Below are 19,568 nucleotides of genomic sequence, written 5' to 3'. Positions count from 1 at the left end.
CCCTGGCCCCCAGCCGCCACAACCCCAGCGTGCCCATCTGGCTCGACCAGATCGCCTTGAAGGCCGTGGCCCGCCAGCGCACACAACGCTTTGAAACCGCCGAGGAACTGCTGCTGGCCCTGGAGCGGGGGGCTTCGCGCCCCTTGTCCGCATCCGGCCCGCAGCCGCTGATGCAGCGCGATGCCACGGCGCTGTGGAAGATGGCGCTGGCAGTGAGCGTGTTGGTGAATCTGTTGCTGGTGTACTGGCTGCTGTTTTTGCCGAGGTGAGTTTTTGCTGCAAAAGATATAGCTATCAGTGCATGTAGATCATGCGCATGGTGGTGATTTGGCTGGGTTTTTGGGTGACGATATGCGTTGACTGCGGCAAGTGCGGTCATGCGCTGCGCGCACGGCCGCCCTTCTCCGCCCACGTACGTGTCCAGCGGATCTGCATGACCCGCAACAGCACCAGCATGGCAGCGGCGCACACCGCAATGCCCACAAAGCCCCAGAGGTAGGTGCCGGTGTACTGGCGCGAAAAGCCCATGCCGTTGGGGATGAGGCCGCCACCCAGCGCGCCGATCTCGCCAATCATCGAGCCGGCGACGGCCGTGGACAGCGGCCAGCGCAGCGGCACCAGCTGGAACAGCGCGCCGTTGCCCGCGCCCAGTGCCGCAAAACACACCAGGAACAGCAGCATCGTCACCGGCAAGGAGTTTTCGGCCAGGCCGCACAGCACCATGCTCACGGCGGTGATGGCCAGCACACCCGTGAGCGTGTTGACGCCGCCCCAATGGTCGGACAGCCAGCCGCCCATCACCCGCAGTGCCGCACCCAGAAAGGCGGCCAGCATGGTCAGTTGCCCTGCCTGCACCTTGCTCACGCCAAACTGGTCGTAGAAGTAGCTGGGCAGGAAGGCCGTCAGACCGATGAAGCCGCCAAAGGTCACGGCGTAGATCAGGCTGAACGCCCAGCCATCTTTTTCAAAGAGACAGGCAATGTGCTCGCGAAACGTGGCGTGGGGCGCGAGGTCGGGCGGTTCCTTGGCATACACCGCCATCACTACGGCGGGTACGGCCACGCTCACGGCGGCAAAGCCATACACCGCCTGCCAGCCAAAATTCTGCGCCAGGGCCGGCGCCAACAGTGCGGCCACCGCAGTGCCCACATTGCCTGCGCCCACGATGCCCATGGCCAGGCCCTTGTAGCGCGGCGGAAACGAGCCCGAGCCTAGCGACAGCGCCACACCAAAACTCGCCCCCGCCACGCCCAGCAGGATGCCCAGCGCCAGCAGGTCGTTGAAGGTGTGCACGAACAGGTAGCCATAGCCCATGGCCAAAAAGATGCCCGCCATCTCGACCAGGGTGGCCCGCTTGCGGCCGATGTACTGCGCCAGGATGCCTAGCGGAAACCGCATCAGCGCTCCCGCAAAAATGGGGATGGACAGCATCATGCCCATCTGGGTGGGGGAGAGCTGGAAGCTCTCGCGGATGAACGGCGCCATCGCACCGTTGATGACCCACACCGCGCACGAAAAGCCGAAGTACAGAAACGACGCCCACAGCGTGGGTGCGTGGCCGGATTTGGGGAACTCTCTGAAGTAATGCATGGGTGTGAGTGCAAAGGGCTGAGGGTGTGACCCCTTCGCCCGGCCAGAAAACAAAAAGGCGTCCACACAGACCGCGCGGGCTGACCAGCCCCAACGCACTCCATGAAGACGCCAACGTCCTGTTCGCCCAATCCGCCATTGCACCGGGCTGACACGCGGCCAGCGTTGGCCGCGCCTTACGGCAAGCAATGGCTATGCCAGTGCCGATATGGGGGAGGGATTTTGAGGAAATTGCCAGAAAGCGCCTGTAAATTAAGTGCTTTCAGCTATCAAAAATGAAGCGTATTGTCTGCCGAATGCTCACTTTGGTGCATTGCAGCGGAGTGCGACGCACAGTGTTGGTGTTGGGCACTGAGTTGGTGAGTTCGCGATGGAGGTGCTATTTATCTGTTTCAAATCCATTGCCTTCGTCATAGGATGTATTCGGCTTATCCACTGCCGTGTTGCCCGGTCAGGGAGCGACAAGGCGTCTACGAAATGGGGTTCCCATGCGCGTCAATCTGCCGGTCAGCCAGCACGAATATGCGTTTCCCAAGGGCCAGACTCTGGTGTCCACTACGGACCTCAAGGGCCGCATCCTGTACTGCAACCCGATGTTCATTGAGGTCAGCGGCTACGAAAAGGAAGAGCTTCTGGGCCAGCCCCACAACATCGTGCGACACCCCGACATGCCCGAGGAGGCCTACCGCGACATGTGGGAGACCATCGCCAAAGGCATCCCCTGGTCGGCCCCGGTCAAGAACCGGCGCAAGGACGGCACGTTTTACTGGGTGATGGCCAACGTCACCCCGCTGATGCAGGGCGACCAGCCCACGGGTTACATGTCGGTGCGAACCGAAGCCACGCGAGAGCAGATCCAGGCGGCTGACGCGCTGTACAAACAGATGCAGGCTGAAAAACAGGAGGGTCGCCTGGTGCACACCTTGCGCGCCGGTGTGCTGGTCAAGAACAACCTGTGGGGCAAGCTGTCGGGCGTGCTGCGCCTCGGCGCCATGGGCAAGATGATGGCGTGCACGCTGGTGCTGGTGGTGGCCTCGTGGTGCGCCGCGCTGGTGGGCGGCCACACGTTGACGCTGGGGTCGGGCGCTGCATGGCTGGGCGTGGTGCTGCTGGCACTGGGTATGGCGGTGTACCTGCACCAGGTCACTGTGGCGCCGCTTGCGCAGATGCTGCGCTGGGCCAACCGCATGGCGGCGGGCGACCTCACACAGAACATTTCCGCATCACGCAGCGACACGGTAGGGCACCTGCAAAAGGCGCTGGGCCAGCTCAATGTGAACCTGCTGTCCATCGTGCGCGACGCGCGCCAGGAGAGCGAAAACATGCAGGTGTCCACCCGCGAGATCGCCCAGGGCAACCAGGACCTGTCGTCCCGCACCGAAGCGCAGGCCAGCAACCTGGAGCAAACGGCGGCGTCGATGGAGGAGATCACCGGCACCGTCAAGCAGACGGCCGAATCGGCCCGCCAGGCCACGGTGCTGGCGACGCAGGCGTCCCAAGTGGCCGAGCGCAGCAGCGAGGCGGTGGACGGCGTGGCCATCACCATGAAGCAGATCCAGACCGCCTCGGGCCGCATCAGCGAGATCACGCAGCTGATCGACTCCATTGCGTTCCAGACCAACATCCTCGCGCTGAACGCAGCGGTCGAGGCCGCGCGAGCGGGTGAACAAGGCCGAGGTTTTGCCGTGGTGGCGTCTGAAGTGCGCAGTCTGTCACACCGCACCCTGTCGGCCGCCAAGGAGATCCGCCAGCTCATCGACGACTCGGCCACCAAGGTGAGCGAGGGCCATCAAAAGACCGACGCCGCCCAGAAAACCATGACCGAATCGCTGGAGCTGGTGCGCCGCGTGAACACGCTGATCGGGGAGATCCACAGTGCATCGAACGAGCAGCTCAGCGGCATCTCGCAGGTCAACGCTGCCGTGGCGCAGCTGGACACCATCACCCAGCAGAACGCTGCGTTGGTAGAAGAAAACGCGGCGTCTGCCATGCAGCTCAATGGGCAGGCACAGTCCGTGACGGAGACCGTGCAGGTGTTCCGCATCGACGCATCTGCACCCAGCCAGGCGCGGGACGCGGTGCAGTTGCGCAAGGAGATGAAGGCGTCGTCGGAAAGGGCGTTGGAGCACGCCTGACGTGACCGGGGTTTTGTACCGGATTTTTGGTGTTTTTGGCTGCTAGCGCTTATGGGGTAAGCGCTAGCAGCTATTGTTTTGATAGTTTTCGACGGTTGGGGCAACGGTTTGGGTCGGTGCGACAGCGCACAGATGCCGTGCGTTCTTGCGGTCACGATGTGCGCAGTGTTGTATTTGCAACCGCCAGTGACCAAAAGACAGGGAGGAGTCCCCATGCCACGCGCCCAAGCGAACGTATTGCCCCTGAACCACCGGTTGCCTCGCGTTGCTCCGTTAAGGCCCGCCAGCCGGGCTGTCTTCATTCCGGTGGACGAACTGCTCACACCCGGTTTTGTTGCCAGGCACACCATGTTCGCGGATTTCGGTGCGCTGCTGCGTGCCAGCGCGTTTGTTCCTGAGCAGGTTGTGTTTTTGGAGAAAACATCGGACGACGACTGGGAGAAGTTCATTCGCCGTGTGTCCAGTTTTTCGACCTGGAGCGCGATGCTGAAAGACGCGCGGGGCGAGTGGATCATGCGCCGGATGGGCGTGTGCACGGACGCCTATCCGTCGTACAGCGAAGCACCGGTAGCGCTTTAAAGCATTGCAAAAATGATAGCTGTCAGCGCTTATCCATCAAGCGCTAGGGCCTAAAAAAGCCAAAAACGATCGCAGCGCCAATGCTTGCTACCGTGTCACGTGGTGTGCCTTGCCCGCCGTGTGTGGCTCAGGTGCTTTCGCGTACCGTCAGCTCAAACCCCAGGTTCACCGAGTTTTTCTGCGGCACCTCGCCGCGCATCAGCGCCAGCAGCATCTGCGCACTGGCCTCGCCAATGGCAGAGCGCGGGGTGCGCACGGTGGTCAGCGGCGGCAGCATCTGGTCGCTGCCTGCCAGGTCGTTGAACCCTGCAATCGCCACCCGGCCCGGCACGGCCAAGCCCAGGCGCTGGGCGGCCAGCAGGCCCCCTTGTGCCAAGTCGTCGTTGCAAAAGAACACGGCGTCTACGGCGGGGCGGGTACGCAGCACTTCTTCGAGCAGCTCGGCGCCCAGGCGGATGGACGAAGGTTGGGGGCTGAGCAGCTCCAGCCGCGGGTCGTACAGACCGGCCTCGCGCAGGCAGCGGCGATAGCCCTCGGCGCGCTGCATGGTGCGCGGGTCGAGCTGGGCCGCCACAAAGGCGATGTTCTTGTAGCCGCGGGCCAGCAGGTGGGCCGTCATGCCGTGTCCCGCGTCTTGCTGCGAAAAGCCCACGCAGAACACACCGGGTGCGGGCGTCATTTCCATCAGGTGCACGCAGGGCACCCCGCTGGTGGCAATCAGATGGCGCGACGCCTCGGTGCGGTCAAAGCCGGTCAGCAGCAGGCCTGCGGGGCGGTGCGCCAGGTAGGTGCGCAGCAGTTGTTCTTCTTCCAGCGGGTCGTAATGGGTGACGCCAATCAGCGCCTGGTATCCGTGCGGGAAGAGGGTGCGGTGCACGGATTCGAGCACATCCACAAACAGCGCGTTCGACAGCAAGGGCACCAGCACGGGCACCTGCACGCTGCGTTGCGATGCCAGGGCGCGCGCTGCGGGGTCGGGTACGTAGCCCAGTTGCTCGGCGGCGGCTTTTACGCGCTGCACCAGTTCTTGCGCCACGCCGCGCTCGCCGCGCAGGGCGCGGGACGCGGTGATGGGGCTGACTTCTGCGGCTTTAGCCACGTCGCTCAGCGTGATGCGGCCGCTGGAGCGGCGTTTTGTCTCGGGTTTGTTCAAGGGTTAACCCTCGTGGTGCTGGGAATTGATCTGGTTAGGATAGCGCTGTCCAATCGACTGGGCAAGGCAATGTCAGTCATTTTGGATGAAGTTGTAGAAGTTGCCACAGTTTTTGCGGCATCCGGACGGGATGCCTTTTTTATGGATCGTTTGGATAGCGCTACCAATATGAGTGTTTTGCCGTCGATGGTTTATCTGGTGGTGATGGGTGTGGCTGGCTGCGGCAAGTCCAGCCTGGGTGCTGCGCTGGCCCAGGCCGAAGGCCTGCCCCTGATTGAAGGGGACGATCACCACAGCCCCTCCAGCCGCGAAAAGATGCGCCAGGGCATTGCGTTGACCGATGCGGATCGGGAAGGCTGGCTGATCACGCTGGGCCAACTGCTGCAGGCCCAGCCGCAGGGCGTGGTCCTGACCTGCTCAGCACTCAAGCGAACCTACCGCGACAGGTTGCGCGGAGCCTGCCCCGGGCTGCGGTTTGTTTTTCTGGAGATTGACCGCTCGAACGCCGGGCAGCGCGTGGCTGCCCGCGCCGGCACCCATTTCTTTTCGAGCGCGCTGGTCGACAGCCAGTTTGCAACGCTCGAATCGCCTGTGGGCGAGGCGGGTGTCTTGCGACTCGACGCGTTGCTCGACTTGTCTACCTTGCAGCAGCAGGCTTCGGCTTGGATTGCCACGAAGGAGGTTGCATGACCACCCCCACCCACCACGATGGTGTGACCCCCGAGCCGTTGAGCCGTTTCGCCAAAACCTCCCAGGTATTGATGGCGGGATGCCTGGGCGTGATGGCTGTGGCCGTGTTCATCAATGTGGTGCTGCGCTACGGGTTTGGCAGTGGCGTGGCAGCCAGCGAAGAACTGTCGCGTCTTTTGTTTGTGTGGATGGTGTTCATTGGTGCCGCCGCAGCGTACCCCGCTGGCGAGCACATGGCGTTCACCAGCTTGGCGGGTCTGTTGGCCAAACGCCGGGTGGCGTTTGGTCTGCTGACCGCCGTGATCCGTCTGCTGGTGATCACTGCCAGCGCGATGCTGGCCTGGGGCGCCTGGCAGCAGGTGGTGGTGGGCATGGGTAGCCATTCGGTGGTCATGGCCTACCCTGCGGCCCTGCTGCCCCTGCCCGCCTTTTTGTGCGCGGTCGCCATCGGTGTGATGGCGACCATCGAGTTGTTTCAACGCAAGCCATTGGACCTTGGTCATGGCGCCGAGGTGGAGTAAGTGATGATGGCGATGGGACCCGAAGCACAGGCTTTTCTTGTTTTCTCATTGGGCATGCTGGTGCTCATGGCCACGGGCATGAACATGGGCCTGGCCTTGGTGCTCACGGGCGCCGGGATGGCCTGGGTGCTCGACTTCTGGGACGCGCAGTTGCTCGCACAGAACCTGGTGGCCGGGGTGGACAGCTTTCCGCTCCTGGCCGTGCCGTTCTTCATCCTGGCGGGTGAGCTGATGAACTCCGGCGGTATCAGTCGCCGCATCATCGACATGGCCCAGGCCTGGGTGGGGCACATCCGGGGCGGGCTGGGCTACGTGGCCATTGGCGCTGCGGTGCTGATGGCCAGCATGAGTGGCTCGGCCCTGGCCGACACGGCGGCGCTGGCCACCATCCTGCTGCCCATGATGCGCCAGCAGGGCTACCCGATGAACACGTCCGCCGGGCTGATTGCTTCGGGCGGGATCATTGCGCCCATCATTCCGCCATCCATGCCTTTTGTGATCTACGGCGTGACGACCAACACGTCGATCTCGGCGCTGTTTGTGTCGGGCATCGTGCCGGGGCTGATGATGGGCGCGGGTCTCATCTTTGCCTGGCGCTGGGTGCTGCGCGGCATCGACCTGCCAAAAGGCGAGCCGCTGCCCATCCAGGACCGCCTGCGCGCCACGGTGCGCGCCTTTTGGGCCATGCTGATGCCTCTCATCATTATCGGCGGCATGAAGACCGGCGTGTTCACGCCAACGGAGGCCGCCGTGGTGGCCGCGTTCTATGCGCTGGTGGTGGCACTTTTCATCCACCGCGAGATGAAGCTCGCCGACATCTACGGCGTGCTGGTGCGGGCGGCCAAGACGACCTCCATCGTGATGTTTTTGTGTGCGGGTGCCCAGGTGGCCAGCTACATGATCACGCTGGCCGACCTGCCCAATGTGCTGACGAGCTGGCTGGGCCCGCTGGTGGAGAACCCGCGCCTCTTGATGGCCGTGATGATGATCGTTCTGGTGCTGATCGGCACGGCGCTGGACCTGACGCCCACCATCCTGATCTTTGCGCCCGTGATGCTGCCTATCGCCGTGAAGGCGGGCATCGACCCGGTGTATTTCGGCCTGATGTTCGTGCTCAACGGCGCCATTGGCCTCATCACCCCCCCGGTGGGCACCGTGCTTAATGTGGTGGCTGGCGTGGGGCGCATTTCGATGCACAGTGTCATCAAGGGCGTGAACCCGTTTCTCTTTACCTACGTGCTGATCCTGGCGCTGCTGGTGGTTTTTCCCCAGATCGTGACTGCGCCTGTCGTCTGGTTGCGTTGACGACCCCTTCGCTTTCCTTCCCCCCTGCAATGGAGACAACCATGAAACCTTTCCGCCGTACCCTGCTCGCTGCCCTGTCGGTGGCTGCCATCACCTGCTCGTTCCAGGTGGCTGCGCAAGACTTCAAGCCGCGCATCATCCGTTTTGGCTACGGCCTGAACGAGGACTCCAACCAGGGCCGGGCCACCAAGCTGTTTGCGCAGGAAGTGGAAAAGGCCTCGGGCGGCAAGATGAAGATTCGCGCCATCGGTGCCGCCGCACTGGGCTCGGATGTGCAAATGCAGCAGGCCCTGATTGGCGGCGCGCAGGAGATGATGGTGGGCTCCACTGCCACCCTGGTGGGCATCACCAAGGAAATGGCCATCTGGGACACGCCGTTCCTGTTCAACAACGCCAAGGAAGCCGATGTGGTGCTGGACGGCCCCGTGGGCCAGAAGGTGATGGACAAGCTGCAGGAAAAAGGCCTGGTGGGCCTGGTGTATTGGGAGAACGGCTTTCGCAACCTCACCAACAGCAAGCGCCCGGTCAACAAGTTGGAAGACATGGACGGCATCAAGCTGCGCGTGATGCAGAACAACGTGTTCCTCGACAGCTTCAAGACCCTGGGCGCCAACGCGGTGCCGCTGCCGTTCTCCGAGCTCTTCACCGCGCTGGAAACCAAGACGGTGGACGGCCAGGAGAACCCCTACAACACCATCCTGTCGAGCAAGTTCTATGAGGTGCAAAAGTACCTCACCGTGACCAATCACGTCTACAGCCCCTGGATCGTGCTGGTCAGCAAGAAGTACTGGGATGGCCTGTCGAAGGCCGAGCAGAAGGTGCTGCTTGACGCCGCCAAGAAGAGCCGCGACTTCGAGCGCCAGGACACCCGTGCCGAGGCCGACAAGGCGCTGGCCGACCTCAAGGGCAAGGGCATGCAGGTCAATGATTTGCCTGCAGCTGAAGCCAACCGCATGCGCGAAAAGCTCAGTGCCGTGAACGCCAGCATTGCCGCCAACGTGGGCGAAGCGTTGTGGAAGGACGTGCAGGCCGCGGTGGCTCAGGCGCGCGCAGGCAAGTAAATCTTGGTGGAGCCCCTCGGCGGCAGCCGTTAAGCTGTCGGTGGGCTTCGAGCTTCTGTTTTTAGCGAAGCGCCATCAAAAAGGCCGAGGCCCCTGCAGGGGCCTCGGCCTTTTGGCATTTGCAATCATCTGCCTGCACCGCGGTGCAGGCCCAGCGAATTACATGGAGCCGATTTCGCCGGACGAGATCTGGCCGGTGCGCAGGGCTTCAGCAGCCTGGGCACGCACGGCAGCGCGGTCAGCCGTGGACTTGTAGGTCACCACACGCGAACCAGCGGGTTCGATCGAGCGGGTCTGGGCCACGGTAGCGGCTTCGGCTTGCACTTCAGCGCGGGTGCGGTTGGTTTCGAACTTGGTGGCAAATTGCGAAGCATCGGCTTCGTCAGCCTGGGCACCAAAAGAAGCAAAAGCAGCAACAGCAGCGATAGAGAGGAAACGGGCAGTCTTGTTCATGATGAAACTCCTGTGAAATTCAAAAAATGGGGACGAGGTATCTGGAATACGCGGTGGATGAAACTGTGGATTCAAAAAAATGAATCAACCGCCTTCAGCAGGGCCCACGCGGCCAGTGCGCATGGCTTGTGCGGCAGCTTCGGCACGCACAGCGGCACGGTCGGCCGTGGACTTGTATGTCACCACACGGGAACCAGCGGGCTCTTGGCTGCGCATTTGTACAGCGGTGGCGGCTTCGGCGATCACTTCGGCGCGGGTGCGGCTGGTTTCGAATTGGGTGGCGAACTGCGAAGCGTCGGCTTCGTCGGCCTGGGCACCAAAAGAAGCGAAAGCGGCAACAGCAGCGATAGAGAGGAAACGTGCGGTGTTGTTCATGATGGAAATCCTTGAAGTTAAAAAAGCGTCTCAAAAAACCGGGTGAAGATCAAAAACGACTCGCTTCGCACCGGGTTCGGTGAGTCGCCTTGCGGGTTCGGCTCATCGATGGGATGAACTGTACGCCGGTGCTGTTCAGAGAAAAACCACTGAGTCGCGAACTAACTGTTCCAGTATTGGAAACAATCTTCCGGGCCGTCTGCCGTATCTGCCCGCCTTCGGAACCCTGGCGGTTGGTCTGGGAAACCGCTGGACGCTGGCAGGCGCCAGATGCTGGAGATGGTTGCGTGGTCGGTGCGGTGAACATGGGCTCGATCGTGCCGGGCCAGGCCGGGGGCGTCGTCTCGCCGCGGTTTCGCTTCTTTTCAGTTTGTTTCGCGCGAGGCGGTATGCAACGGCGCAGAAACATCCGTTGCATTCGCCGTGCAACAGGATGATCAAAAAGCGCTGCATATGGGGCTTGCGTGGGTTGCGCGCGCGGGGCTTATGGGCTGAAATCTCTTTGTGCCCGTTTCCGTTTTCACGAGGGAGGTTTCCATGACCGCAGTCGCCAAGATTCTTCAGTCCAAACCCGACGCTACCGTCCAAACCATCAGCCCCGCCGCTTCTGTGCTGGATGCCCTCCAGCTCATGGCCGACAAGGGCATTGGCGCGCTCATCGTGACCGAGGGCGCGTCCATTGTCGGCATCTTCACCGAGCGGGACTACGCCCGCAAAATCGCCCTCATGGGGCGCACTTCAGCCGTCACCCAGGTCAAGGATGTGATGACCTCGGCCGTGATGTTTGTGCGCCCTGATCAGACCAGCGAGCAGTGCATGCAGCTCATGAGCAACAACCGCCTGCGCCACCTGCCCGTGGTGGACGGTGGCAAGCTGGTGGGCATGATTTCCATCGGTGATCTGGTCAAGGACATCATTTCCGAGCAGAAATTCATCATTGAGCAGCTGGAGAACTACATCACCGGTAGTCACTAGGAGCAACCCCTGAGGCGCTGCGCGCCTTCCCCCCTTCTCTTGAATGGCTGCGTCATTCTCGGGAAGGGGGACGCACCCAGCGCTGCAGGGCTGCCCGTGCGCGGGTGCACTGGTCTGGAGTTGCGCGCGTGCGACGGACCTGTCATGGGGGCACAACGAAAAAAGGCTCTGACCCACCTGGTCAGAGCCTTTTCTTTCGGGCCGCCGGGTCGCCGCCGACCCGGCGGCTCAAGCGGCTTTTTCGACGTGGCCCTGGCGCGTGTAGAGGAAGTCGATCACTGCCTTGCGGTAGTGCACATACTGCGGGTCCTCGGCCAGCTCCACGCGCTTGCGGGGGCGGGGCAAGTCCACGGTCAGCACCTCGCCAATCGTGGCAGCAGGGCCATTGGTCATCATCACGATCTTGTCGGACAGCAGCACGGCCTCGTCCACGTCGTGGGTCACCATGACCACGGTGCTCTGGGTGCGCGCCACGATCTCCAGCAACTCGTCCTGCAGCTTGGCGCGGGTCAACGCGTCCAATGCGCCAAACGGCTCGTCCATCAGTAGCACCTGAGGTTCCATGCTCAAAGCACGCGCAATCCCTACGCGCTGCTTCATGCCGCCAGATATTTCGCCGGGCCGTTTTTGCCCGGCGGGCGTGAGGCCCACCAGGGCCAGCGCGGCGTCGGTGCGTGCCTTGAGCTGGGCCTTGGTTTCCTTGCCACCAAACACGCGCTCCACCGCCAGGTAGATGTTGTCAAAGCAGGTGAGCCAGGGCAGCAGCGAATGGTTCTGGAACACCACCGCACGCTCTGGTCCGGGGCCCTTGATCTCCTTGTTGGCGCACAGCAGCGCACCGTTGGTGGGCGTGGTCAGGCCTGCGATCAGGTTGAGCAGCGTGGACTTGCCACAGCCCGAGTGGCCGATGAGCGCCACGAACTCGCCCTTGGCAATCGTCAGGTGGATGTCGCGAAGCGCCGGGAACAGGCCCTTGGCCGTCTTGAAGGTCTGCTCGACGCCGTGGATCTCGATGAACTTGGTGCTCATGGAAGGGTGGGTGGATGGAGCTGTCGTGTTCATGCTTTCACCTCTTCAAACGTAAATGCGGTGGCCAGCTTGATGAGTGCAAACTCCAGCAGCAGCCCGACGATGCCGATCACGAAGATCGCGATGATGATGTTCTTGACGTTGAGGTTGTTCCACTCGTCCCACACCCAGAAGCCGATGCCCACGCCGCCGGTCAGCATCTCTGCCGCCACGATCACCAGCCACGCGGTGCCCACGGCCAGGCGCACGCCGGTCAGCATGTAGGGCAGCACGGCGGGGAACAGGATCTTGGTGGCGATCTTCCATTCGCTCAGGTTGAGCACGCGGGCCACGTTCATGTAGTCCTGCGGTACGCGCTGCACACCCACGGCGGTGTTGATGATCATGGGCCAGATGGAGCAGATGAAGATGGTCCAGATGGCCGCCGGGTTGGCGCCCTTGAAGACCAGCAGACCGATCGGCAGCCACGCCAGCGGCGACACGGGGCGCAGCAGGCTGATGAGCGGATTGAACATGCGCGACAGGAAGTTGAAGCGTCCGATCACAAACCCCGCGGGGATGCCCACCAGCGCCGCCATGCCGAAGCCGATGGCCACGCGCTGCAGGCTCATCAGCACGTTCCAGCCCACTCCCTGGTCGTTGGGGCCGTTGCGGTAGAAGGGGTTGCTGAACACCTCGAGCGCCTGCAGCCAGGTGTCCTTGGGGCTGGGGATGCTGCCGCCCGTGGTGGTGGAGACCACCGCCCACAGGCCGATGAGCAGCCCCAGGCCACACAGCGGCGGCAGCACGGCCAGCCAGAAGCTGCGCGAGAGGGCGGACCAGTCGCGGCCAGTGGCCACGCTTAAGGGCGTTGCAGGCGCCTTGGGGGCAGATGTCGCAGCCTTTTGGCTTCTTGCGCTAGTGGATGATGCGCTTGCAGCTACAGTATTCATAGCATTCTGTGCGGCCACGGGGGCTGCATCCAACGGGGAGTGAAAGACGGCACTGACCATGGTTTTCTCCTGTGCAGGGCTTGCTTGCGGGGTGGCCGGGCGGGCGCTGGGGCAGGGTTGCCGTCAGGCCTTGATCTTGAAGCCGTCGGCGTACTTGGCGGGGTCTTTGCCATCCCACACCACGCCGTCGATGAACTTGCTGGTGCGCAGTACGTCCTTGGGCACGCTGATCTTCATGGCGCTCGCCACCGACTTGTAGAGGTCCACCTGGTTGACCTCCTTGGCCACGGCCAGGTAGTCGGGGTGGCTCTTCAGCAAGCCCCAGCGCTTGTGCTGGGTCAGGAACCACATGCCGTCCGACAGGTAGGGGAAGTTCACCGCGCCGTCGTTGAAGAACTTCATGTGGTTGGGGTCGTCCCAGGTCTTGCCCAGACCATTCTGGTAGCGGCCCAGAATGCGCTGGTTGATGGCATCCACGCCCGTGTTCACATACGCCTTGCCGGCCACGGTTTCGGCCATCTTCATCTTGTTGGACAGGCTGGCGTCGATCCACTGGCTGGCTTCGAGCACGGCCATCATCACGGCGCGCGTGGTGTTCGGGTACTTCTTGACGAATTCGGCCGTGGTGCCCAGCACCTTTTCAGGGTGGTCCTTCCAGATGTCCTGCGTGGTGTTGGCCGTGATGCCGATGCCATCCATGATGGCGCGGTGGTTCCAGGGCTCGCCCACACAAAAGCCGTCCATGTTGCCCACGCGCATGTTGGCCACCATCTGCGGCGGGGGCACGGTGATGAGCTTGGCACCCGACAGCGGGTTGATGCCCGCCGCTGCCAGCCAGTAGTGCATCCACATCGCGTGGGTGCCAGTGGGGAAGGTGCCCGCAAATGTGTATTCACGCTTCTCGCTGGCCATGAGCTTGGCCAGGGACGGGCCATCCACCGCGCCCTTGTCGGCCAGGGCTTTGGAGAGCGTGATGGCCTGGCCGTTGTTGTTCAGGTTCATCAGCACGGCCATGTCCTTCTTGGGGCCGGCGGTGCCCAGGTGCACGCCATAGACCAGGCCGTAGAGCACATGGGCAAAGTCCAGTTCACCGTTCACCAGCTTGTCACGCACGCCGGCCCAGCTGGCTTCCTTGTTGGGGACGATGGTCACGCCGTATTTCTTGTCAAAGCCCAGCACCGACGCCATGACCACGCTGGCGCAGTCGGTCAGCGGGATGAAGCCAATCTTGACTTCCTTCTTCTCGGGGGCGTCGGAGCCCGCTGCGTGGACGAGTGCGCGCAGCGCGGGGCTAACACCCACAGCGCCCACGGTGGCGGCCTGCAGCACGGTGCGGCGGTTGAGGCTGGTTTTCAACAGATCGGTCATGGGGCATCCCTGGTGGCGTGAAAAACAAAAAAGGCGTCCTCACACCGCGCCTGGCTGCATCAAAGCAACGCCGGGAGCGGGTGGGGACGCCTTTGTCCTGGGTGAAGCCTGGAACGGGTCCGGGGCTCCTTGCCAGCACCGGCCCGCCGTTGGGTCAGTGCTGTCAGTGGTCAGACCTGCATTGGTCTTGCACTGTGCAATGCAAAGCGCGTGCCAGCGTGCGCTGCGCCATGTTGGAGCGTTGGTTGCTATGGAATAGATAGCTGTCTGCGCTTGATCAATAAGCGCTACACGCCTGCGGGGCTTGCAGCAGGGATGTTCTTGTTGTGATCAGTGTGGTCGCACTGCCTTTGTGCGGCGCACCATTTGGGAGGGGCCTTGGAATTGGGCGCGGCCCAGGCGAGGGATGCCAAGCAAGGGCCGCACCGCAGCGAGGGCATCGTCCCCCTTCCCGAATGACGCAATCATTCGAGAGAAGGGGGAAGCGGCGCAGCCGCTCAGGGGGTTGTTCTCTGGTTTTACCCCAGCAGATCCATCACGTCCAGCATGCGCTGAGCCACGTCCACGAGCTTCAGGCCCTTGTCCATGGCGGTCTTGCGCAGCTTTTCGTAGGCGGCCTGTTCGGTCAGGCCCTGGCGCTGCATCAACAGGCCCTTGGCGCGGTCGATGGTCTTGCGGTCTTTGAGCTCGGTCTTGGCGTCGGCCAGCTCGGCGCGCAAGGCCTGTTCGTGCTGGAAGCGGGCCATGGCCACGTCCAGAATGGGGCGGATGCGCTGCGGTGCTAAGCCCGCCACGATGTAGGCAGACACACCGGCCGCCACCGCGTCCTTCACGTGCGAGGTGTCTTCATCGTTGGTGAACATCACGATGGGGCGGCGTTCGTCGCGTGTGGCCATCACCACATGCTCCAGCGCGTCGCGGGCTTCGCTCTCGGCGTCCACGATGATCAGGTCGGGCTGCAGCTGGGCAATGCGCTCGCTCAGAAACACGTCGGCGGGCAGCGTGGCCACCAGGTTGAAGTTGTTCTCCAGCAGCCCGATGCGCAGCGCCCGCGACCGTTCCGCCTGCTCGACGGCGTGTTCGTCGTCAGGGTCGGCGACTGCCAGGTCCGGGGCAACCACCACGATGCGCAAAGCCTCATTCATAGCGGTGAGCATAAGCAATTTTTACGCCACAAATTGGTGCGCCGAGGTGGTGCACGGCCGCGGAAGGCCGCTGCGATGGGACTTCACTCAAGGGGAACCCTGCCCCAGGCCCGCCACGCCTGGGGGCCCTGGCCCCCCTTGCGGGGCCTGAAAGTTGCTAATACTGACACTGTGGAAGGGCATACCCGGTAGCTCACCCTGCGGGGCGTCGCATATACATCTGCACACACAGACACACTGAAATGGAGTTTTTTGCATGAACAAGCACATGAACCGGCGCCGCTTCTCGGCCAGCCTGGCCTTGACCGCAGTGGCGACTGCAGCACTCCTGACCGGATGCGGCAAGGTGCCGGACACCATCAAAATTGGTGTTGCACAGCCCTTGAGCGGCCCGCTGGGCGCCCTGGGGCAGGATCTGCTCAATGGCGTGAAGCTCGCGGTAGATGAACTCAACAAGTCCGGCTACACCGTGGACGGCAAGCGCGTGACGCTGGAGGTCGTGTCCGTGGACGACAAGGCCGATGCCACCACCGGCAAGGCGGTTGCACAGCAGCTGGTGGATGCGGGCGTGGTGGCCGTGGTGGGCCACCTCAACTCCGGTGTGAGTATTGAGACTGCCCCGATCTACGCCGCCAAGGACATCCCACAGATCGCCATCTCCACCAACCCCAGGTTCACGCAGCTCGGGTTCCCCACCACGTTCCGCATGGTGGCCAACGACACCCTGCAGGCGCGCGCCATCGGATCGTTTGCGGCCACACAGCTGGGCGCCACCCGCTATGCCGCGCTGGACGACGGCACGCCCTACGGCAAGGGCCTGGCCGACGGCGCTGCCCAGCAGCTCAAGGCCGAGAAAAAAGAAGTGGTGGTGCGCAAGTCGTTCGACGACAAGACCGTGGCCTTCGACGAGCTGGCGGGTGAACTCAAGGCCGCCAATGTGGAGGTGATTGTTTCGACCCTGAACGACTTTCAGGCCCTGGCGCTGCTCGAAGCGCTCAAGAAGGTGGACCACACCAAGGTCAGCCTGCTGGGTGGCGACACCATCAAGACCACCGACATGACCAAGGGCGCAGGCATTGTGCAGGGCGTGTACGCCACCTCGCCCGTGCTGGAGGCCAAGGAGTTCACTACCGGCAAGCCCTTTCTCGAAAAGTACATCGCTGCGTACAAAAAGCCCCCGGCCTACGGCGGCCACTACAGCTACGACAGCACCTACGTGCTCTCGGCAGCCATCCAGAAAGCCAAGTCCGCCGACCCCAAGGACATCACCAAGGCCCTGCACAGCATCAACGGCTACGCCCCGGTGATCGGCACCATGACCTGGGACGACAAGGGTGAACAACGCTACGGTGCCGTGGGTGTGTACGAGCTGCGCAGCGGCAACTGGGAACTGCGCATGCGGTCAGACCGCTGGTAGGTTGGCTCTTGGTGGTGCGTGAGCCATATGTACGGCGGCTCACCGCCTAACCAGTGGTAGGTGACTGCACTGTGGCACTCACATAGGACACTCTCTCTGCCACTTGTATGCTGGCTGTATGTTGGCGAAGGTCTTGGGCTAGACTGTTTTGAAATTCTCGAAACGTCGTTCAGTGCGTTCCACTATCGAGCTTCCCGTATGGTTTGCGCGGGCCGCGAAGTGGGGTGCCAAAGGAAGCCTATGTCCTCTATCCAAGTCACTGTTCCTCCTGTCCTCCAGACGGCTGGCTTGCCACAGCCTGTGTCCGACTCTCGTCCTCACCATGAAGTGTCTGATAGTGCGGGCGTGGCCTGCGCTGCAGAGGTAGTGTTTATCGGTGGGAATGTAGACGCTAGCGATCTGTTGGTGCACTCTCTGAGGTGTGGCGTCGAGTGGGTGTTGCTTGACCCCGCTGGTGATGGCTTGAGGCAGATGGTCGAGCACTTGGACGGCCGAGCTGGCACGCTGGAAGCTCTGCATATCGTCACCCATGGTCGTCCGGGAATGCTGGATCTTGGAGTGTGTTCATTGACGCTCGATCAACTCGACGTCCGCCATGCCGAATTGCAGCAGTTGGGTGGTGCGCTGGCACCGAATGCGAGCATGCTCCTCTATGGCTGCAGCACCGGGCAGGGCGAGGTTGGTGCCAAATACGTGGAGCTATGGGCCAAACTTGCTGGATGTCATGTGTCAGCATCTAGCCATCTGGTCGGGGCCAATGAACGAGGTGGCTCTTGGGATCTCGATGTCCGTAGCGGCCCGCGTGCCCCAGATATCGGGTTTCGTAGCGTCGCCCTGGATGCATATCCCGGGCTGCTGGCGATCAGTGACGAGAACTTCGACGACGAGTCGCAGAACGTTTGGATCAGTACCACGAGCCAGATCGTGGGGGACTGGATCTTCTCCGGCATTGGTAGCACGCCCCTGGACTTCGCCATCATCAATGCCGCTGACTTCGGGCCAGCGCAACTGGCCGACAACAATGGCGACCTGTCGTTCCTATGGAACGTGGGGGTCAGCGGGGTCGCCAACACCGGGAGCTTTGCATTCCGCGCTGCAGACGGCACGAACTTCGACCTGAATTCGTTCAGCCTGGCATCGGCCGACGGGGGCAGCATGTCCGTCATGGTGCAGGGTTGGCGCGACAACGTGCAGGTGGTCAGCGGCGAGACGGTGAACCTGACCACGAGCGACAGCGCTGGCAACATCATCTACACCTTGGGGGCAACGACGATCGGCGTCGGCAGCTACGGCCAACTCAGCTTCGGCTCAGCGTTCGACAACGTGGACGAGATTCGCCTGGTGTTCAGCGCCACCTCGACGGCGGAGATCGACGACATCAACATCTCCCCGGCTTTCGTGACCCCACCGTCATCGTGATCGTGGCTGACACGGCGCTGAGGGTCGGCGAGACCTCCGCGGTGACCTTCACGTTCAGCGAGGCGGTGACCGGGTTCAACAACGCCGACCTGACCGTCCCGAACGGCACACTCGGCAGCGTCAGCTCCAGCGACGGCGGCGTCACCTGGACGGCCACCTACACCCCTACAGCGGGTATCACCGACACGACCAACGTGATCAGCGTGGACATGACCGGCGTGACCAGCGTGGCCACGTCGAACGCCGGCATCGGGTCCACCAACTCCAACAACTTCACCATCGACACGCAGCGGCCCACGGCCACGATCTCGCTGAACGACACCGCGCTGCGCGTCGGCGAAACCGCCACCGCCACCTTCACGTTCAGCGAGGCGGTAACCGGCTTCACCAACGCCGACCTGACCATCGCCAACGGCACCCTGGGCAGCGTCAGCTCCAGCAACGGCGGCACCACCTGGACGGCCACGTTCACCCCCAGCAACGGCGTCACCGCCGCGAGCAACGTGATCACGCTGGACAACACCGGCGTGACCGATGCCGCTGGCAATGCCGGCAGCGGCACCACGGACTCAGGCAACTATGCGATCGACACGGTGCGGCCCACGCTGGCGTCCAGCATCACCATCAGCGACACGGCCTTGCGCATCGGCGATACGGCGACCGTCACCTTCACCTTCACCGAGGCGATCACTGGCTTCACCATCGCCGACCTGAGCGCACCGAACGCGGTGCTGTCCAGCCTGAGCACCAGCGACGGCGGCATCACCTGGACGGCCACGCTGACTCCCAGTGCCAGCACCATGGACTCCAGCAACGTCATCACGCTGGACTACACCGGCATCACCGACCTTTCAGGAAATACCGGCCTCAGCACCGCCACCAGCGGCAACTACGCAGTGGACACAGTGCGGCCCACCTTGGCCTCGGCCATCACCATCAGCGACACGGCCTTGCGCATCGGCGATACGGCGACCGCCACCTTCACCTTCACCGAGGCGGTGACTGGTTTCACCATCGCCGACCTGAACGCCCCGAATGCCTCGCTCTCCAGCCTGAGCAGCAGCGACGGCGGCATCACCTGGACGGCCACGCTGACGCCCAGCGCCAGCACCACTGCGGCGAGCAACGTGATCACGCTGGACTACACAGGCATCACCGATGCCGCCGGCAACGCCGGCACCAGCACCGCCACCAGCGGCAACTACGCAGTGGACACGGTGCGGCCCACCTTGGCCTCGGCCATCACGATCAGCGACACGGCCTTGCGTATCGGCGATACGGCCACGGTCACCTTCACCTTCACCGAAGCGATCACTGGCTTCACCACCGCCGACCTGAATGCGCCCAATGCCGCGCTGTCCAACCTGACCACCGGCGATGGTGGCATCACCTGGACGGCTACGCTCACTCCCAGCGCAAGC

Annotated in this window: 18 protein-coding genes and 1 pseudogene; 11 read left to right on the top strand and 8 right to left on the bottom strand. The window is 62.9% G+C overall.

Annotated elements, in window-relative coordinates:
- Positions 1 to 269 (top strand): annotated as a pseudogene (locus ISS20_RS15045) (bifunctional protein-serine/threonine kinase/phosphatase); the annotation flags it as partial.
- 106 nt (positions 270 to 375) lie between these two features.
- On the opposite strand, the gene ISS20_RS15040 reads toward ISS20_RS15045, so the two are convergent.
- Positions 376 to 1,590: an MFS transporter gene (locus ISS20_RS15040; RefSeq protein WP_291437849.1), complete on the bottom strand. Its 1,215-nt coding sequence runs from the start codon at positions 1,588 to 1,590 to the stop codon at positions 376 to 378.
- 488 nt (positions 1,591 to 2,078) lie between these two features.
- Here ISS20_RS15040 and ISS20_RS15035 point away from each other — a divergent pair, with 488 nt between their 5' ends.
- Positions 2,079 to 3,725, top strand: a complete 1,647-nt coding sequence (locus ISS20_RS15035) for a methyl-accepting chemotaxis protein (protein WP_291437848.1) — start codon at positions 2,079 to 2,081, stop codon at positions 3,723 to 3,725.
- Between the two features lie 213 nt (positions 3,726 to 3,938).
- Positions 3,939 to 4,304 (top strand): hypothetical protein, encoded by a 366-nt coding sequence (locus tag ISS20_RS15030; protein ID WP_291437847.1) that lies wholly within the window; start codon positions 3,939 to 3,941, stop codon positions 4,302 to 4,304.
- A 127-nt stretch (positions 4,305 to 4,431) separates the two neighbouring features.
- Here ISS20_RS15030 and ISS20_RS15025 read toward each other — a convergent pair whose 3' ends face one another.
- Complete coding sequence (locus tag ISS20_RS15025; protein ID WP_291437846.1) at positions 4,432 to 5,457, bottom strand: LacI family DNA-binding transcriptional regulator; 1,026 nt, start codon at positions 5,455 to 5,457, stop codon at positions 4,432 to 4,434.
- Positions 5,458 to 5,661: 204 nt separating this feature from the next.
- Between ISS20_RS15025 and ISS20_RS15020 the strand changes: the two genes are divergently transcribed.
- From ISS20_RS15020 to ISS20_RS15005, 4 genes are read left to right on the top strand one after another with little or no spacing between them, the layout of a single operon-like run.
- Entirely contained in the window at positions 5,662 to 6,147 is a 486-nt protein-coding gene (locus tag ISS20_RS15020) for a gluconokinase (RefSeq protein ID WP_291437851.1), read from the top strand.
- The gene (locus ISS20_RS15015) at positions 6,144 to 6,668 is read left to right on the top strand and encodes a TRAP transporter small permease subunit (protein ID WP_291437845.1); all 525 of its coding nucleotides are present in this window, start codon (positions 6,144 to 6,146) and stop codon (positions 6,666 to 6,668) included. Before ISS20_RS15020 ends, ISS20_RS15015 begins: the two co-directional genes overlap by 4 nt.
- Before the next feature lie 12 nt (positions 6,669 to 6,680).
- Complete coding sequence (locus tag ISS20_RS15010; protein WP_291437850.1) at positions 6,681 to 7,973, top strand: TRAP transporter large permease subunit; 1,293 nt, start codon at positions 6,681 to 6,683, stop codon at positions 7,971 to 7,973.
- 41 nt (positions 7,974 to 8,014) lie between these two features.
- Positions 8,015 to 9,034 carry a TRAP transporter substrate-binding protein gene (locus ISS20_RS15005; protein WP_291437844.1) on the top strand — a complete coding sequence of 340 codons (1,020 nt, stop codon included), beginning with the start codon at positions 8,015 to 8,017 and terminating at the stop codon, positions 9,032 to 9,034.
- 159 nt (positions 9,035 to 9,193) lie between these two features.
- Here the strand turns inward: ISS20_RS15005 and ISS20_RS15000 are convergent, their stop codons facing one another.
- Positions 9,194 to 9,487 carry a DUF4148 domain-containing protein gene (locus ISS20_RS15000; RefSeq protein ID WP_291437843.1) on the bottom strand — a complete coding sequence of 98 codons (294 nt, stop codon included), beginning with the start codon at positions 9,485 to 9,487 and terminating at the stop codon, positions 9,194 to 9,196.
- A gap of 84 nt (positions 9,488 to 9,571) precedes the next feature.
- Entirely contained in the window at positions 9,572 to 9,862 is a 291-nt protein-coding gene (locus ISS20_RS14995; RefSeq protein WP_056058312.1) for a DUF4148 domain-containing protein, read from the bottom strand.
- 537 nt (positions 9,863 to 10,399) lie between these two features.
- Here ISS20_RS14995 and ISS20_RS14990 point away from each other — a divergent pair.
- Entirely contained in the window at positions 10,400 to 10,837 is a 438-nt protein-coding gene (locus ISS20_RS14990; protein WP_291437842.1) for a CBS domain-containing protein, read from the top strand.
- Between the two features lie 228 nt (positions 10,838 to 11,065).
- Here ISS20_RS14990 and ISS20_RS14985 read toward each other — a convergent pair whose 3' ends face one another.
- The 4 genes from ISS20_RS14985 to ISS20_RS14970 all read right to left on the bottom strand — a co-directional run bounded on the left by ISS20_RS14985 (position 11,066) and on the right by ISS20_RS14970 (position 15,311).
- On the bottom strand, positions 11,066 to 11,899 hold the full coding sequence (locus ISS20_RS14985) for an ABC transporter ATP-binding protein (RefSeq protein WP_291437841.1): 834 nt from the start codon (positions 11,897 to 11,899) through the stop codon (positions 11,066 to 11,068).
- A complete protein-coding gene (ntrB, locus tag ISS20_RS14980) occupies positions 11,896 to 12,858 on the bottom strand; it encodes a nitrate ABC transporter permease (RefSeq protein WP_291437840.1) in 963 nt (320 codons plus the stop codon). Before ntrB ends, ISS20_RS14985 begins: the two co-directional genes overlap by 4 nt.
- A 63-nt stretch (positions 12,859 to 12,921) precedes the next feature.
- Positions 12,922 to 14,166 (bottom strand): CmpA/NrtA family ABC transporter substrate-binding protein, encoded by a 1,245-nt coding sequence (locus ISS20_RS14975; protein ID WP_056743994.1) that lies wholly within the window; start codon positions 14,164 to 14,166, stop codon positions 12,922 to 12,924.
- A 518-nt stretch (positions 14,167 to 14,684) separates the two neighbouring features.
- Positions 14,685 to 15,311, bottom strand: a complete 627-nt coding sequence (locus ISS20_RS14970) for an ANTAR domain-containing protein (protein WP_056058325.1) — start codon at positions 15,309 to 15,311, stop codon at positions 14,685 to 14,687.
- 256 nt (positions 15,312 to 15,567) lie between these two features.
- Here ISS20_RS14970 and ISS20_RS14965 point away from each other — a divergent pair, with 256 nt between their 5' ends.
- The 3 genes from ISS20_RS14965 to ISS20_RS14955 form a co-directional block, all read left to right on the top strand.
- Positions 15,568 to 16,728: a branched-chain amino acid ABC transporter substrate-binding protein gene (locus tag ISS20_RS14965; RefSeq protein ID WP_291437839.1), complete on the top strand. Its 1,161-nt coding sequence runs from the start codon at positions 15,568 to 15,570 to the stop codon at positions 16,726 to 16,728.
- A 198-nt stretch (positions 16,729 to 16,926) separates the two neighbouring features.
- Entirely contained in the window at positions 16,927 to 18,147 is a 1,221-nt protein-coding gene (locus ISS20_RS14960; protein WP_366828275.1) for a DUF4347 domain-containing protein, read from the top strand.
- 41 nt (positions 18,148 to 18,188) lie between these two features.
- Positions 18,189 to 19,568, top strand: a 1,380-nt coding sequence (locus ISS20_RS14955; RefSeq protein ID WP_291437837.1) for an Ig-like domain-containing protein, incomplete at its 3' end; no start/stop codon positions are given.

The sequence above is a fragment of the Acidovorax sp. genome, assembly GCF_016783915.1.
GTDB lineage: Bacteria > Pseudomonadota > Gammaproteobacteria > Burkholderiales > Burkholderiaceae_C > Acidovorax.
Note: the sequence above shows the minus strand (reverse complement) of the source record. Positions and strands in the feature narration are given on the sequence as shown.

Bases quoted from the DNA above. Each gene is read 5' to 3' on its own strand.
- ISS20_RS15040 (WP_291437849.1), bottom strand. From the start codon at position 1,590: ATGCATTACTTCAGAGAGTTCCCCAAATCCGGCCACGCACCCACGCTG.
- ISS20_RS15035 (WP_291437848.1), top strand. From the start codon at position 2,079: ATGCGCGTCAATCTGCCGGTCAGCCAGCACGAATATGCGTTTCCCAAG.
- ISS20_RS15030 (WP_291437847.1), top strand. From the start codon at position 3,939: ATGCCACGCGCCCAAGCGAACGTATTGCCCCTGAACCACCGGTTGCCT.
- ISS20_RS15020 (WP_291437851.1), top strand. From the start codon at position 5,662: ATGGGTGTGGCTGGCTGCGGCAAGTCCAGCCTGGGTGCTGCGCTGGCC.
- ISS20_RS15015 (WP_291437845.1), top strand. From the start codon at position 6,144: ATGACCACCCCCACCCACCACGATGGTGTGACCCCCGAGCCGTTGAGC.
- ISS20_RS15010 (WP_291437850.1), top strand. From the start codon at position 6,681: ATGGGACCCGAAGCACAGGCTTTTCTTGTTTTCTCATTGGGCATGCTG.
- ISS20_RS15005 (WP_291437844.1), top strand. From the start codon at position 8,015: ATGAAACCTTTCCGCCGTACCCTGCTCGCTGCCCTGTCGGTGGCTGCC.
- ISS20_RS15000 (WP_291437843.1), bottom strand. From the start codon at position 9,487: ATGAACAAGACTGCCCGTTTCCTCTCTATCGCTGCTGTTGCTGCTTTT.
- ISS20_RS14995 (WP_056058312.1), bottom strand. From the start codon at position 9,862: ATGAACAACACCGCACGTTTCCTCTCTATCGCTGCTGTTGCCGCTTTC.
- ISS20_RS14990 (WP_291437842.1), top strand. From the start codon at position 10,400: ATGACCGCAGTCGCCAAGATTCTTCAGTCCAAACCCGACGCTACCGTC.
- ISS20_RS14985 (WP_291437841.1), bottom strand. From the start codon at position 11,899: ATGAACACGACAGCTCCATCCACCCACCCTTCCATGAGCACCAAGTTC.
- ntrB (WP_291437840.1), bottom strand. From the start codon at position 12,858: ATGGTCAGTGCCGTCTTTCACTCCCCGTTGGATGCAGCCCCCGTGGCC.
- ISS20_RS14975 (WP_056743994.1), bottom strand. From the start codon at position 14,166: ATGACCGATCTGTTGAAAACCAGCCTCAACCGCCGCACCGTGCTGCAG.
- ISS20_RS14970 (WP_056058325.1), bottom strand. From the start codon at position 15,311: ATGAATGAGGCTTTGCGCATCGTGGTGGTTGCCCCGGACCTGGCAGTC.
- ISS20_RS14965 (WP_291437839.1), top strand. From the start codon at position 15,568: ATGAACAAGCACATGAACCGGCGCCGCTTCTCGGCCAGCCTGGCCTTG.
- ISS20_RS14960 (WP_366828275.1), top strand. From the start codon at position 16,927: ATGGTTTGCGCGGGCCGCGAAGTGGGGTGCCAAAGGAAGCCTATGTCC.